At 58.7% G+C, this 15,309-nt stretch carries 13 protein-coding genes; 7 read left to right on the forward strand and 6 right to left on the reverse strand.

What is annotated here, in order from left to right:
* The first annotated feature begins 222 nt into the window (after positions 1-222).
* Positions 223-2,559 (forward strand): TonB-dependent receptor, encoded by a 2,337-nt coding sequence (locus tag HK28_RS02135; RefSeq protein ID WP_086642980.1) that lies wholly within the window; start codon positions 223-225, stop codon positions 2,557-2,559.
* 223 nt (positions 2,560-2,782) lie between these two features.
* Positions 2,783-4,051: an MFS transporter gene (locus HK28_RS02140; protein WP_086642981.1), complete on the forward strand. Its 1,269-nt coding sequence runs from the start codon at positions 2,783-2,785 to the stop codon at positions 4,049-4,051.
* A gap of 186 nt (positions 4,052-4,237) precedes the next feature.
* Here HK28_RS02140 and HK28_RS02145 read toward each other — a convergent pair whose 3' ends face one another.
* Positions 4,238-5,485 (reverse strand): hypothetical protein, encoded by a 1,248-nt coding sequence (locus HK28_RS02145; RefSeq protein WP_158093359.1) that lies wholly within the window; start codon positions 5,483-5,485, stop codon positions 4,238-4,240.
* On the opposite strand from HK28_RS02145, the gene HK28_RS13655 reads away from it, so the two are divergent.
* Positions 5,457-5,654, forward strand: a complete 198-nt coding sequence (locus HK28_RS13655) for a hypothetical protein (RefSeq protein ID WP_143217286.1) — start codon at positions 5,457-5,459, stop codon at positions 5,652-5,654. The two genes, HK28_RS02145 and HK28_RS13655, sit on opposite strands and share 29 nt — an antisense overlap.
* 50 nt (positions 5,655-5,704) lie before the next feature.
* Here HK28_RS13655 and HK28_RS02150 read toward each other — a convergent pair whose 3' ends face one another.
* A complete protein-coding gene (locus tag HK28_RS02150) occupies positions 5,705-6,181 on the reverse strand; it encodes a type II toxin-antitoxin system RatA family toxin (RefSeq protein ID WP_086642983.1) in 477 nt (158 codons plus the stop codon).
* Positions 6,181-7,176 carry a lipoyl synthase gene (gene lipA, locus HK28_RS02155; protein ID WP_086642984.1) on the reverse strand — a complete coding sequence of 332 codons (996 nt, stop codon included), beginning with the start codon at positions 7,174-7,176 and terminating at the stop codon, positions 6,181-6,183. Before lipA ends, HK28_RS02150 begins: the two co-directional genes overlap by 1 nt.
* Positions 7,177-7,420: 244 nt before the next feature.
* Here lipA and HK28_RS02165 point away from each other — a divergent pair, with 244 nt between their 5' ends.
* The 4 genes from HK28_RS02165 to HK28_RS02180 are packed head-to-tail and all read left to right on the forward strand — an operon-like array spanning position 7,421 to position 11,690.
* A complete protein-coding gene (locus HK28_RS02165; RefSeq protein WP_086642986.1) occupies positions 7,421-9,640 on the forward strand; it encodes an ATP-dependent helicase in 2,220 nt (739 codons plus the stop codon).
* A 60-nt stretch (positions 9,641-9,700) separates the two neighbouring features.
* Complete coding sequence (locus HK28_RS02170) at positions 9,701-10,615, forward strand: 50S ribosomal protein L11 methyltransferase (RefSeq protein WP_086642987.1); 915 nt, start codon at positions 9,701-9,703, stop codon at positions 10,613-10,615.
* Complete coding sequence (locus HK28_RS02175; protein WP_086642988.1) at positions 10,612-11,115, forward strand: GNAT family N-acetyltransferase; 504 nt, start codon at positions 10,612-10,614, stop codon at positions 11,113-11,115. The genes HK28_RS02170 and HK28_RS02175 overlap by 4 nt, the downstream gene beginning before the upstream one ends.
* Complete coding sequence (locus tag HK28_RS02180) at positions 11,112-11,690, forward strand: DNA-3-methyladenine glycosylase I (protein WP_086642989.1); 579 nt, start codon at positions 11,112-11,114, stop codon at positions 11,688-11,690. The genes HK28_RS02175 and HK28_RS02180 overlap by 4 nt, the downstream gene beginning before the upstream one ends.
* Positions 11,691-11,854: 164 nt before the next feature.
* On the opposite strand, the gene HK28_RS02185 is transcribed toward HK28_RS02180, so the two are convergent.
* The 3 genes from HK28_RS02185 to pqqD form a co-directional block, all read right to left on the reverse strand.
* Positions 11,855-13,273 carry a hypothetical protein gene (locus HK28_RS02185; protein WP_086642990.1) on the reverse strand — a complete coding sequence of 473 codons (1,419 nt, stop codon included), beginning with the start codon at positions 13,271-13,273 and terminating at the stop codon, positions 11,855-11,857.
* Positions 13,274-13,939: 666 nt separating this feature from the next.
* The gene (pqqE, locus tag HK28_RS02195; RefSeq protein WP_198945766.1) at positions 13,940-15,025 is read right to left on the reverse strand and encodes a pyrroloquinoline quinone biosynthesis protein PqqE; all 1,086 of its coding nucleotides are present in this window, start codon (positions 15,023-15,025) and stop codon (positions 13,940-13,942) included.
* Entirely contained in the window at positions 15,022-15,306 is a 285-nt protein-coding gene (gene pqqD, locus HK28_RS02200; protein ID WP_086642992.1) for a pyrroloquinoline quinone biosynthesis peptide chaperone PqqD, read from the reverse strand. Before pqqD ends, pqqE begins: the two co-directional genes overlap by 4 nt.
* Positions 15,307-15,309 lie beyond the last annotated feature (3 nt).

Here is a 15,309-nt window from a genome sequence, read left to right on the forward strand (position 1 = left end):
CAGAGCCCAGAGCCCAGAGCCCAGAGCCCAGAGCCCAGAGCCCAGAGCGACCATCGTTTGCGAAAAAAATTACAGATATTCATATTTATATTTAATATATATAGAAGTTAACAAAATAACCTCCATACGATCATCGAAGAAACATCCCGCAACAAAGGGGTTGTTATGTTATAACGTTTCACTTAATCTGCCGCCGAAACCAACGCCGTACCGGATGTCTGCATGAGCGCGCCTTACTCCACCGTTCGTCTTCCTGTTCTTGCCGCGAGCGCGCTTCTGCTCGCCTCCACGACGCTCGCACGCGCACAGACGCTTTCGCCCACAACCGCAGCAACGCCTACGCACGCAACCACGAAAAGCGTAACGAAAGCAGCAACCCAAACGGGAAGCGACGGCGAATCCGCATCACACTCTTCGTTCATCGACGGCCAAAGCCGCGAAATCACGCAGACGACGCGCAATACCCTGGACGCAAACGGCGAAGAGCACATCACCGTAAATGCGCATCTCGACGCGCTTCGCTCCGCCATGCAGCCGTCCACAGGCGCTACCGTCTATCGTTTTTCCCGTAAAGATATCGAGACGATTCCAGGCGGCGATAACGCGCCGCTCAACACGGTGCTTTTGCAGGCCCCCGGCGTAGCGCAGGACAGCTACGGTCAGATTCATGTCCGCGGTGATCATAACGAAGTGCAGTTCCGTCTCGACGGCGTGCAGCTGCCTGAGGGACTGAGCGTGTTCGGCCAGAGCCTGATGACGCGTTTCGCGCATTCGATGTCGATGACCACAGGCGCCTTGCCGAGCGAATATGGTTTCCTTCAGGCTGCCGTGATCGACATTACCACCAAAAACGGCAGCGCTGATCGCGGCGGCGACGTCTCGATTTACGGCGGCGCGCGAGATTACTTCTTTCCGTCGATCCAATATGGAACACATGCTGGAAAATGGGACTTCTTCGCCACCGCTGACTATGTCCATAACCGCGTGGGAATCGAAAACCCGACCCCCAAATTCAACGCGATACATGATCTGAGCAACCAATATCATTTCCTCGGTCATCTGCGTTACACGGCCGACGAGAACACGCGGATCAGTTTGATCGCCGGCGTCTCCAACGCAGAGTATCAGCTTCCGAACAACCCAGGACAACAAAGGCAGTTCGCAAACCCTGATTTCCTGAACAGTTCCCTGTCACAACAGGTTTACGGCAGCGTCAACAGCGCAAGCCTCAACGAACGGCAGAAAGAAATTACCGATTTCGGCATTCTTTCCCTTCAGAAGGAAATGGGAAAGTTCAGCCTGCAATCATCCGTCTTCACTCGCTACAGCTCTCTTGGCTATTCTCCAGACCCGGTCGGGGATCTTGTCTATAACGGCATCGCCCAGCGCGCGCAGCGTTCGGTCATGTCCACGGGCTCCCAAAGCGACGTCACATGGCGCGTGAACGGCCAGCACACCGTTCGTTTTGGATATCAGGTTTACGTCGAACGAAATTCCTCCAAAACAGATTCGACCGTCTATCCGCAAACCGGAACCGATTCAAACGGCGATGCGGTGTACAGTGGTTCGACAATCTCGATTCATGACGGTTCCGGGCGCACCGGATGGATGTACGGGCTTTACGCGCAGGACGAATGGCGCGTAACGAAAAACCTGACCATAAACTACGGCCTTCGCTTCGACGGCGTCGATGAATACACCCACTCGAAACAGGTCAGCCCCAGACTGAACATTGTCTACACTCCATGGCATGGCGGCACATTCCACGCTGGATATTCACGCTACTTCACGCCCCCGCCGTTCGAACTGGTGGGCGGAACGCAGCTCAACAAGTTCGCCAACACGTCGGCGGCGCCCGGCACCTTGCAAGACACGACCGTGAAGGCGGAACGCGATCATTACTTCGATATGGGGTTTGCTCAGGCGATTACGCCGCACTGGCACGCCTCGTTCGACGCTTATCTGAAAATCGCGAAGAATATGATCGACGAAGGTCAATTCGGTTCCCCGGTCATCCTGTCGGCTTTCAACTATCGTCGTGGTCAGGTCAACGGTTATGAATTCGCCACCGATTACGAAGCTGGGCCCGTCACCCTTTATGGCAACTTCGCGTGGTCGCGGGCGATCGGTAAAGACATTACGACCGCACAGTGGAATTTCGACCCCGACGATCTTGCATACATCAAGCAGCACTGGATCCATCTCGATCACGACCAGCGCTGGACGGCATCCGCCGGAGGCAGCTACACCGCCTTCCGCCGAACCGGACACCCGACGCAGATTTCAGCGACTATGGTGTTCGGCAGCGGTCTCCGGGCGGACAGCAACATCCCCAACGGTCGTTCGGTGCCCATCTACGCGACATTCAACATGTCCGTCGTGCAGTCGTTCCAGGATCTGTTTCGCATACCCTTTCTCAAGCGCACGCAACTCCGTCTCGACGTGATCAATCTGTTCGACAAGCGTTACGAACTGCGCGACGGCAGCGGTATCGGAGTTGGCGCACCGCAGTACGGCCTTCGTCGTACAATTCTCACCGGAATATCTCAGCGCTTTTAAATCTCTCCTGATCCTGAGATTTTTACTCGGACTTCTTTAAGCAACCGCTCCGTTGCCTCTGTTCTCCATATCGTGACCACCGCGCGCCGTGACGCGCGGTTTCCCACCATGCCAATATCTCGCCCGACTTTCAGTGGCCGCGTTTTCTTCCTGAACGCGGCGTTTCTCAAGCTCCCCCAATCGGGCAGGAACGCTGGTGAGCCCGGACGTAAAGAGACATCGCATGGTCGCATCTACTCAATCCCTGACCACTACGGGTGTGGCGGGGCACGACCGCAAGACGGCGGCGCATGTCGTCGCCGCGTCCTTTCTTGCGTGGACACTCGACGCCTGCGATTTTTTCATTGTTCTATTCACGCTGGACAATGTGGCGCGCAGTTTCAACGTATCCCTTGAGAACATACTGCTCGCCCCCACACTCACCCTGATCACCCGCCCGATCGGCGCATATCTGTGTGGACGCGCCGCCGATAAATACGGGCGCAAGCCCATCATGATCACAACCATACTCGTCTACTCCGTCATCGAAGTCGCCTCCGCCGCAGCGCCAAACCTCTTGAGCTTTCTGGCGCTGAGAACGCTTTTCGGGGTAGCACTCGGCGGCGAATGGGGCGTAGGAACCTCATTGATCATGGAAAGCGTGCCGGCGTCATGGCGCGGCCTATCGTCGGGGCTTTTGCAAGCAGGTTACCCGGCGGGCTATCTGCTGGCGTCACTCGCGTTTTTGCTCCTTCCGCACATCGGATGGCGTGGACTTTTTATTCTTGGCGGCAGCGCCGTCTTTTCGGCGATCTATATCTGGCTGCGTGTTCCGGAGAGCCCGGACTGGCTCGCGCGCAAGCGCTCCGGCGTCGACACTGCTGAAGATGCCCCAGGTATGTGGCGAATCGTTTCCAGCAACGCCGCGCTGTGCATTTTCGCCATAACCCTCATGGCGTCGTTCAATTTCATGAGCCACGGATCGCAGGACTTGTATCCGAAGGTATTTCTTGGGCTTGAGCGTAAAGTTCCCTACCCATCCATCACGCTGATGGTCGTCCTTTACAATATAGCGGCTATCGCAGGAGGACTCTTTTTTGGCTTTCTATCCCAACATATAACACGACAATACAGCATAGCGCTTGCGGCGTTGCTCACCCTGCCTCTCCTTCCATTGTGGACGCTGCCGCATTCCGCCGTGTGGCTTACCATTGGCGCTGTTTGCATACAGTTTTGCATCCAGGGTGCATGGGGTGTCGTACCCGCCTATCTCAGCGAACTGTCTCCGCCTGCAATCCGCGCCACTTTCCCCGGCCTCGCCTACCAGTGCGGCAACCTGATCGCGGCGAGCAACGCGTTACTACAAACAGCTATCGCATCAGCACTTGGAACCGGACTGGGTCCGGCGATGATGCTGACTGTCGGCGTCGCTGCGTTCAGCGTTCTGACTCTGACGCTTCTGAACGCTCGACGAGTACGTCGTATGGGTGAAACTGCGCGCCCTCGTATTTAAAGAACGCCCGGACGATTTCATGCGTGCGTTTCACGAGCCAGTTCTGCCCTGCTGACGGCAGAGTTGTTCCAGGGGTCCTGACTGTAACACTTCCGTGACGCAGATCGATTAACGTTCGTGGAAGCGACGTAACATCCTCAACACACACTGGAGGCGTCGCCGATCATCAGACCACCGTCGCGCTCTTCAAATCGAAAGTTTGTTGGCCAGCGCCAGCCAGCCTTCAGGCTCATCTATCAAAGCGAGCCAGTCATATTGATGTCCCTGACTGCCATAGGTGGAACTGAACACCGTCTTGATAATGCGGGTGGCTGGCCCGGCATCGGCCCGCCCGGCCTCTTCTTTGGCGTAACTCGCCCCAGCCTGCGCCACAACATCACGTCGCTGCGCCTGATAGGCCGTTTTCGCGAAATGCCGCGTCAGAAGCCCTCCAGCACCCTTGTTGCGAGCCAGGTATTGCGCCTCCTGCTGGGATTGCTGCGGAATATGCCGACGCGCAGCCCCGGTCGTGTTCTGGTCCAGATCGTGATTGAACTCAGCCTGTTCGATCGTCGCACGAAAATGAATGTAAGCCGCAGCCACGTAGATATTCGTCGATTCATCCGACGGAACCGGGCTGTTGTGATTTTCCTGATCGAAGATTTTTTTGAAGAATTTCAGCCAATCCGGAGAGAGTTTATCGAGAGATTTATATGTGCTGGCCGTAATCTGCACACCTCCGCCGACCTGTTTGGCGACGGTGCTGATATCCACCCCCTGCCCGTAGACGAGGCCGGCGCCATGCGGGGAAGCTCCGGCGAAGAAATCAGCCGTCTTTTTGAAGATTTTTTTTGTCTTTGATTCCTTTACGTTATTCAAGGAATCTTTCAGTTTTTTATCTTCACCCGCATCTAACTGGATATTGTGAAGTTTATAACGTTTTACGGAAGTACTCGTGAGCGACAGCATCGCCTTGGTCAACTGCGCGACATCGACCACAGTTTTTGGGCGCAGAAAAATACTTAGCAGCGACGCCAGAGAACTTGCCGTCTGTCGCTTCGAACGACGCTTGAAATACGAAATGGTGTTGTATGGCGTGGAAGACTGCGCTCCCTTATACGGCTCCATGCTGAGATAAGGGTTGGGAATATATATTTTGGCGTCACCATAGATCGTGGCGTGAGCCCATCCACCTTTGCAATACCCACGAACGCGAGTGTATGCATCTTCGAATGCGGTAAAGACTCCCAGACCGGACGAGGACATATTGAATGCAGTGGCCACCTGATCCGGCGTCTTGCCGAAAAAGCTCGCGAATCCGATAATGCTAAATACCTGCGAAGAATAATCACAATAATCGATGATGCGCTGATTAATGTCGCCACGCTCCGCCATCACGCTCTTATGTTTGATGATGCGTTCGACAATGGCCTTACAGTCCGGCGCGGTCGTCAACGTCATTCCGGGCGTGAAGGCCGCTTCCAGAGCCCCTACCTTCCGCGGCCCTGCATTGATGGTTCCCCACGCGGAACTGCCGCCGATCGTGCTGACCATCCTGTCTCTCCCGCTATCTATCGGACCGTTTTCACAACTCGGTGCGCAGCTTAACGACACATTATCGTAAGCTGCTATTGTAATTGCGTTACAATCGTCAGATTCAGAAGATTAATGATCTCAACGGGAGACTGGAGCGCCCACTGCCGAAGGGCCGGTGAACCGCGACGGTCCATAGACCTCTCGCGCACGACGAATGAATGCCGAGACCATCAAGCGCACAGCCTCGTTGAACACCACGCCGATCGCCGCCTGCAACAATCTCGAACGAAACTCGAAGTCGACAAAGAAATCGACCAAACAACCGTTCGGATCCGGCGAAAACGTCCAGACGTTGTTCAAATACCGAAATGGCCCCTTCTCATAGGTCACTCGGATACATTTTGGCCGGTCAAGCGACACACGCGACGTGAACGTCTCACGAAACGGCCCGAAACCAACGGTCAGATCCGCGACAAGCTCGCTCGTCGTGCGCGTACGCACGCGCACATTGACGCACCATGGAAGGAATTGCGGATAACGCCCAACATCCGCAACAAGATCGAAAACTTCTTCAGGGGTGTAATTAAGAACCCGCCGCTCGGCATGCGTAGGCATCAGACAGCGCCCACCCCCGGCGCTGTCTTCCTGTCACGGAGCAGCGCCTCGCGTGCGGCGCGCAGGGCGGCGAAATCGGCGTCGGCATGGTAGGAAGAGCGCGTTAACGGGGTCGCGCTGACCTGCAGGAAGCCTTTTACCCGCGCCATGGTCGCATACTCGCCAAACTCATCGGGCGTCACGAACCGGGCGACGGCCGCATGCTTCACTGTGGGCTGCAGATACTGACCCATCGTGATGAAATCGACGTCCGCGATGCGGAAATCGTCCATCACCTGCGCCAGTTCCATTTTCTCTTCGCCAAGCCCGAGCATCAGGCCAGACTTCGTGAAAATCGACGGATCGATCTGCTTGACGCGATCGAGCAGGCGCAGCGACTGATAATAGCGGGCGCCAGGGCGGATGGTCGGGTACAGGCGCGGCACCGTCTCGATGTTGTGGTTGAACACGTCCGGCTTCGCCGCGACGACCACTTCCAGCGCGCCGGGCTTGCGCAGGAAGTCAGGGGTCAGAATCTCGATCGTCGTTTCTGGCGACGCAAGACGTATCGCTGCGATCACCCGGGCGAAATGCTCTGCTCCACCATCGCGCAGATCGTCGCGGTCGACAGAGGTGATGACGACATGGCGCAGACCGAGTTTGGCGACCGCATCGGCCACCCGCTGCGGCTCGTCATGATCCAGCGCGTTCGGCAGGCCGGTCGTGACGTTGCAGAAAGCGCAGGCGCGCGTGCAGATCTCGCCCATGATCATCATGGTCGCGTGACGTTGCGTCCAGCATTCGCCGATGTTCGGGCACGCAGCCTCTTCACAGACCGTCACGAGCTTGTTGTCACGCATCAACTTGCGCGTCTCGTGATAGGTCGGATGATTCGGCGCCTTGACCCGTATCCAGTCCGGCTTACGCGCAATCGGGTTGTCGGGCCGATGCGCCTTCTCGGGATGCCGCGCGCCAGCGCCGCTCTTACGATGATCGATCAGAACGCGAGTGCTCATGAGACCCCAGTTGCCGCAACGCCAATCCAGCCTGAGAAGTGCGGCGGCGGGCGTCGATCGTCAAGCGCCGACTGGACCGCAAGTGTTCGCCAGCGCATTGCCGCTGCGCCCAAGACGCCCACAAGCCGCGGAATTCCGCCGCCCGGCAGTGCTCCGGCGTAAAGTCGCGCACGCAAGCTTGAGCGGTTCGCCGAGCGCGTTCGCGTCGTTTGGCTCCCGCCCTCGGCCATTCTATAGTGCTTGAGTGACTACGCCATCCCATCTTGATCGCCTGAACCCGGAACAACGCGCCGCCATTGAAACGACGGAAGGGCCGCTGCTCGTCCTCGCAGGCGCGGGAACCGGCAAGACGCGCGTCCTGACCACCCGCTTCGCCCATATCCTCCTGTCGGGACGGGCCAAGCCATGGCAGATTCTCGCCGTCACCTTCACCAACAAGGCGTCGCGCGAAATGCGCGAACGCATCGCGACGTTGCTGGGGGAGCCGGTCGAAGGGCTCTGGCTCGGCACGTTCCACGCGTTGTGCGCGCGCATGTTGAGGCGTCACGCCGATTATGTCGGACTGACAAGTTCATTCACGATCCTCGACACCGACGATCAGCTCCGTTTGCTGAAGCAGGTCGTCGAGCCATGGCGCGTCGACGTGAAAAGATGGCCCCTACCGGGCCTGCTTGGAGTCATCCATCGCTGGAAAGACCGCGGCCTGACGCCCGAGCGGGTTACACCCTCCGAAGATACTGAATACGCCGACGGCAACGCGCGGGCGATCTACGCCGCCTACCAGACGCGGCTGCGGGAACTCAACGCCTGCGATTTCGGCGACCTGATGCTCCATGTGACGGAGATCCTCCGCTCCCGTCCCGACGTGCTCGAGCAATACCAGCGCTCTTTTCGCTATATTCTGGTGGACGAGTATCAGGACACCAACACGATCCAGTATCTCTGGCTCCGTTTGCTCGCCAAACGCCCGGACGGATCATCCAACATCTGCTGCGTCGGAGACGACGACCAGTCGATCTATTCCTGGCGCGGCGCCGAGGTCGAAAATATCCTACGCTTCGAGACCGACTTTCCCGGCGCGAAGATCGTGCGCCTCGAACGCAACTACCGCTCCACCGCCCAGATTCTCGGCGCTGCGTCCGGGCTGATCGCCCATAACGACGGGCGCTTGGGCAAGACCCTTCGTCCCGGACGCGACGACGCCGAAGGCGAACCGGTTCGCATTGTCGGCGTATGGGATTCCGACGCCGAAGCGCGAACCGTGTGCGAACGCATCGAAGCCTGGCGACGCGAGGGGCACGCGCTGGGCGAATTCGCTATCCTTGTTCGTGCAGGGTTCCAGACCCGCGCCTTTGAAGAGCGGCTGGTCCAGACCGGTATCCCCTATCGTATCGTCGGCGGCCTGCGTTTCTACGAACGCGCCGAAATCCGCGACGCAATGGCCTACATGCGCGTCATGCATCATCCCGCCGACGATCTGGCCTTTGAGCGCATCGTCAACACGCCGAAACGCGGCGTCGGGCCAGCGGCGTTACAGAAGCTGCACGCCGCCGCCCGTCCTGCCCGCATGGGGTTGACGCAGGCGGCGCGCGACCTGATCGGCGGCGGTGCGATGCACGGCAAGACGGCCGAAAACATCACAGCCCTGCTCGACAGGCTCGACGAGGCGCGGACACTGATGGAACGCGAGGGCCACGTGGTCGCGATCGGCGCGCTGCTTGAAGAAAGTGGCTATCTCGACATGTGGCGCAACGACACGTCTCCTGAAGCGCCCGGACGTCTGGAAAACCTCAAGGAACTTGTACGTGCGCTGGCGGATTTCGGATCGCTGGGTGAATTTCTGGAGCATGTTGCGCTCGTAATGGACGCGGAAGGCGCGGCGGAAGAAGCCCGCGTCTCCGTGATGACCCTGCACGGTGCGAAAGGCCTCGAATTCGACACGGTGTTTCTCCCCGGCTGGGAGGAAGGCGTCTTTCCCTCCCAGCGAACGCTCGACGAGGGCGGCGAAAAGGGACTGGAGGAAGAGCGCCGCCTCGCCTACGTGGGCGTCACTCGCGCCCGCCATCGGGCGATCATCCTACACGCGGCCAACCGGCGTATCTACGCGAACTGGCAGGAATCAACGCCAAGCCGCTTCCTCGACGAATTGCCTGACGAGTATGTCGAGCGCGAAGGCGAGGTCGCCTCCCGGCAGGCCCGACGCGATTACAGCGGCTATTTCAGCACCAGCGTTTTTTCGGACGGCGGATCCACATCCCTGTCCCCGCTTGTCGCCAAACGCCGCAAGCTGGCGGAGGCGCTGGCCGCCGAAGCGCCGACGCTTGAAATAGGCTCACGCGTGTTTCACCAGAAATTCGGCTATGGCGTCGTGATAGACGCTGATCGTGGCGCCGCCGAGGTCGCGTTCGAGAAATCAGGGTCCCGCCGCGTCATGGCGTCGTACCTTGAACTCGCGCCCGATTAAACGCTGTTTTTCGTATACTTCCCCCGATCGTTGTTCCGTTTCACCAACAAGGAGCCTTCCATGACTGTCACGCGCCGGCGGCACGCGACCGAGCTTGAGACCATCGCAGTGACCGTTCGCGAGGCGTCCGTCGAGGCGTATGAGAGCGCCATCGGCATGATCTGCACGACTGTCGGCATATTCGAAGTCGACGAGGCTGAACGCTTCTGGCGCGTCGAGGGCGTGAAGGACGTGGGGTATGGCGAAGAGGAACTCGCGTCGGCTCTGGCGATCGCGGCGCTGACCAGCGGTGAAGACGCCACGCTGGAGCGGACGCGTACCGAGACTGAAGGGTGGCTGGCGCGCACCTATGAATCCTTCCCAGCCCAACCGGTGGGAAACCGTTTCCTTGTGCAGGGGTCGCACCTCGATACGGCCCCGGAGGCCGGGCGCATCACCATCACGCTCGACGCGGGTGTCGCCTTCGGGTCGGGAGAGCACGGCTCCACGCGCGGGTGTCTTCGCGCACTGGAACTGATCGCATATCGCAAACCTCGCCGCATTCTCGATCTTGGTTGCGGTTCCGGCATCCTCGCCATGGGCGCCGCCGCGCTGCTAAAACGGCCAGTTCTGGCGACGGACATTGATCCGTGGTCGGTGCGCGTCTCGGCGGAAAACGCGGTGCGCAACCAGTTGTCACGCCGCGTCACCTGCCGCCTCGGCAATGGGTGGTCCACCCCAGCGATCCGCCACGCGGCGCCATACGATCTGGTGTTCGCCAACATCCTCGCCCGCCCGCTGTGCCTGATGGCCCATAGCCTGGCGGCCAATCTGGCGCCCGGCGGCACCGCCATTCTCGCCGGGTTGCTGAACAAGCAGGTCCGCATGGTGCTCGCCGCTCATCGGCGACAGGGGCTGGTTCTTGAGAAACACCTGCGCGAGGGCGACTGGGGCACGCTGATCCTCCGCAAACCCTATGGCAGGAAACCCCGATGACCGTCACGACGCGACCAGCGACGACCGAGGATGTCGCCGACATCCTGTGGCTGACCAATCAGGCGATCAACGAGACGACCGCCATATGGGTCTCCACGCCGATGACGTTGGAACAACGTCTCTCCTGGTTCGAACAGCGACAGCGCGACGGATTTCCTGTAATTATCGCGGAAGAAAACGGAAAAACCCTTGGCTTCGCGTCATACGGCGCGTTCCGCCCTTACGAAGGTTACGCCCATACCGTCGAACATTCCGTCTACGTCCACCCGGAATCACAGGGCAAAGGTGTGGGGCGCACGTTGCTGGAAACGCTGATCGCCGAGGCGCAACGCGCCGGGCTTCACGTCATGGTGGCCGCGATTACTGCGGACAATGCGGCGTCAATCGCGCTCCATGAACGCTGCGGCTTCGAACACGCCGGGATAATGCCCGAGGTGGGAACGAAGTTCGGTGGCTGGCTGGATCTTCTGTTCATGTATCGCCGCCTGTCGACGCCATGACCACTCCCGCCCCTTTTCGTTGCCGGTGGGCGGAAACGAACGACCTTCTACGCGTCTATCACGACGAGGAGTGGGGTGAGCCGGTGCGGGACAGCCGGGCGCTATGGGAAACCCTCATGCTCGAAGGGTTTCAGGCGGGGTTGTCGTGGCTCATCGTGCTTCGCCGTCGGGAAACCCTGCGCGCGGCCTTTCGTGGTTTCGATCCAGAGATCGTAGCGCGCTTCGGGCCTGAGGATGTCGAACACCTGATGGGTGATCCCGGCGTCATCCGCGCGCGGGCGAAGATAGAGGCCGCGATCGGCAACGCGCAGGCCTATCTCGCCATGCGCGAGAAAGGCGAGGATTTCGCCGCTTTCACATGGGGCATGGTTCCTGACGCGCCAATTGTAAACAGGACGGGTGTCGTCCTTGCCCAGTCGCCCGCGTCCGTTGCTATGTCGAAGGCGTTGAAAGCGCGCGGGTTCCGTTTCGTCGGACCGGTGGTCGTCTATGCGTGGATGCAGGCCGTGGGCATGGTGGACGACCATGACCCGAACTGCTTTCGCTGCGAAGCGAACCGCGTGAAGCACGCCTAGGCGCTTTTTTTCGAAACTATCGCGACCCGACCTGGGCTGTCAGTTCAATAATCCGCCTCAAAACAACGCCCACCGGAACAGCCTGAACCACGCTCCAGACTGCGTGCTAACTGGGCACACAGGAAAACATAGCTTACGTCAGCGCAATCCCAAACGAGGCCGTGTCACCCATACTGCATGACGACCATCCACCCGCTCCCTCCGTCACCGCCATTCTGATAAGTTGTGCCCGGAGACACGCAAGCGCCGGAACCGCCCGAACCCAATTCGCCCGCATTACCGGTCTGGCCCGCTCCCGCTTCCTCTCCGCCACTATAGGGAGAACGATTGCCTCCCATACCGCCATATCCGAAGAAATAATTTTCGGAAATGCCAACAGCAAGCCCAGACTGCCCGCCCTGCCCCTTGGACGATACGATAACGGTGACGCCTGATGTCGTAACAACCTGCGGGTTTCCGCCCACGCCCGCACCGCCGATCACTGCCTCTCCGGATCCTGTGCCAATCACGCCCCCGAAACCGCCGCCGAGCGTTACGAAGCTGCCTATGGACGAAGGACCACCACTGTTACCGCTCATCGCGCCCGCGGAAGACTGCCCGCCCCGACCACCGCAACCAAGCGATACGGTCAGGGGAAATGAGACAAGCGACGGGTCGATCGCCAGCAGAGCATAAGCGCCGGCGCCGCCGCCGCCGCCGATCCCCGCCTGCGTAGCAGTACAGGTCGGGCAACCGCCGCCCCCGCCGCCGCCTGCCGACACAGCGATGATAACCCTCTTGCAGCGCGACTGAACGCTCAGCGAAAATGTATTCGCACCGCCCGTCGTCGCAGACGGACCGACATACGACTGAATGCTCAAAAGATTTCCCGAAGCCCACGACCCGACGAAAGCGGTCGTGGCCAGTAAAGTGGACTGGTCGCCTGCAGTCGGCGTCGGCGCACGCGGCGAACCAGTGAACAACGGCGAGTCTTTTGGCGCCAATTGCGGAATTGTGGGATAAAACAGCGCACTATTGGCCAGAGAAATCATGGACTGCGTCACCGCAGTCGCATTCGCAGGCAGCACAACGCTCCAGATCAGAATGCCGCCATCAACCGGGGGCGCTGTCGTAACCTCCAGAGTAGCGATTGCTGCCCTGATCGTCGCCTGTGAAGCGCCGTCTCCATTCTGTCCCGCAAGTGTCAGACTGTCGTCCGACGCATCGACATAACGCAGTAAAGTCGCGTTCGTATCTGCTGATGACAACGATGCAGAAATATAAAACGTCTGGGCTGCGCTCGTAGCGCTGAGCGTGAAGGAGGCTCCGGGGCTCACATATTGCCGGACAACCTGCGCGCTGTCCGCCGCCATAGATCCATATGCATCAGCGTCAATGACGGCGACTTCGTTGATGTGACCACTCGCAACAGTAACGACAAGATCCTGCCCGTTGCACGTCGCGGCGAACCCGACGGCAAAAGGCCCCGCCGTTCCGATTGTTGCGCTAAGCGCGTTTCCTATAGCAATTTCGGCGTTGCGCTGAGCGATAAGCGTGTCAGTATCGGATATCACCTGACCTGGATAAACGATTACGCGATCCATGTTATCTTTAAATCCACTATAAAAGGAAAATTTTATGGAAATCGCGGTTAAGGCCAGCATAACCAGCACCGCAGAAATTCTTGGAAATATTTATTAGCAGTACAGAGGGAGGTTCTTGAAATATTTCTCGGCCTGAGCAATCTCAATCAGCGTTCTGTCTCCGAACTTGACCGCCGAAATTTTTCCCTCTGCGAGCAACTTGTAGCAAGACGTTCTACCAATACCAAATATTTCGCAAAACTGCCTAACGGAACAGTATTTCTTATAAATATCATTGGAAGCAACTTCAATCATCTGAATCTTTCCGGTGAAATGAAATGACCGCAACCTTCCGGTCGCCCCAAATTCCGCGCACATGTTGCTGACGTTCAGGCAGCGATTATTCTCGAAAAAATCAGCCATGCCCGAAGCGGCCAAACGCGACCGCACCTGTATATTGAACGTCCCTAACGGGCAGTGATGAAAAAACGTTCGATAGCGGACAATGCCGGAAACATCCGATCACGTAACCACAGGCGAACGGCGCCTTGCTGCCCTTGAAAGAAGGCAGCGCCCCCTCAACCGGCCATCAGCAAAGCCACGCCAGCTTTACGCTGCTTCAAACCCAGTTTCGCCGGATGATTCGGCGATGCTCACAACACGCCACGAAGTCGAGAAATCTCTTTATCAAGATTTATGATTACTCATACGGCGATAAATCAACGGCGCATCGGCGCTCTCGGCGATCGCGGCGTCGATCAGACCTCTGTCTGGTGAACGGCGACAAACCGGGTCGGTAGCGCTCGCGTCTCCCAACAGGGCAAGAGCCTGACACCGGCAACCACCCCAGTCTTCCTCTCGCCTGTCGCAGGTGCGACACGGCGCAGGCATCCAGTCTACGCCGCGAAAGCGGTTGAATAGATCAGACTTTGTCCAAATGGATTCGAGACTATCCTTAAGAACCGTTGGGAAGCTGACGCCCGGAATCGTTTCCGCGGCGTGACAGGGCAGCACACGACCGGATGGGCTAATGTTGATGAAGCGCTGGCCCCAGCCACCCATGCATGGCTTGGGCTCGTCCGCATAATAATCCGGCGTGACGAAGTCGATCGCCATCTCCCTGCCGAAGCGCGCTCTCGCGGAAGCGACGTCCTTTTCGCTCTGCTCGAGTTGCGCCCGCGTTGGCAAGAGCGTCGCGCGATTCTTCAACCCCCAGCCGTAATACTGCGTGTGAGCGATTTCCACCCGACGCGCGCCCAATTCCCCCGCCAGATCGAACATCTGCGGAATACGTTCCACATTCAGACGATGAACAACAAAATTCAATGTCAGCGGCACGCCCTGAGCGACAATCACCCGCGCCGCCTCCAGCTTCCGCCCCTGTGCGTTTTTCATGCCCCCGATCAGATCTGCGCCTTCCGGCGTGACGTCCTGAAATGAAAGCTGAACATGATCCACGCCCGCATCGACCAGCGGAATGAAAGACGCCTCATCCAGAAGAATACCTGACGTGATCAGGTTCACATACAGACCTGCTTTCGCCGCCCCTCGCACCAGTTCTGGAAGATCCTTCCGCGCCATTGGCTCGCCACCGGAAAAATGCGCCTGAAGAACACCCAGATCCGCCGCTTCGTTCAGGACACGCATCCACACATCCGTCGGAAGCTCGTTCCGGACGTTTTCAAGCGCGAGCGGATTGGAGCAATACGGACACTGAAGCGGGCAGCGATGCGTCAGCTCCGCCAGAAGACTCATAGGAAACGGAATTGTCATGATTTGCACACGAGGACCTGACGCGCCGTCAGGTCCTCAACCATGTCGATTACATCACGCGCAATCACGTCTCGAGGCGCATCGTAAGCCGTCGCCAGAGCGTCAATGATCGCCGCCAGCGTTGCGTCCCCGTCAACGCGCTGAAGAATAGAAGCCGCGATAGTATCGACAATGAAAGCGCGCTCCGGCGCCTGCACAATCCATTGGTCGCGAACCCTGTCGCGCTGCAAACGAACGCCCCGCAGAAAACCGGGAATTCTGGCCTCCAGATCAGCGCTCATCGT

Source organism: Acetobacter sp. DsW_063, assembly GCF_002153745.1.
In the GTDB taxonomy this organism is placed as follows: Bacteria; Pseudomonadota; Alphaproteobacteria; order Acetobacterales; family Acetobacteraceae; genus Acetobacter.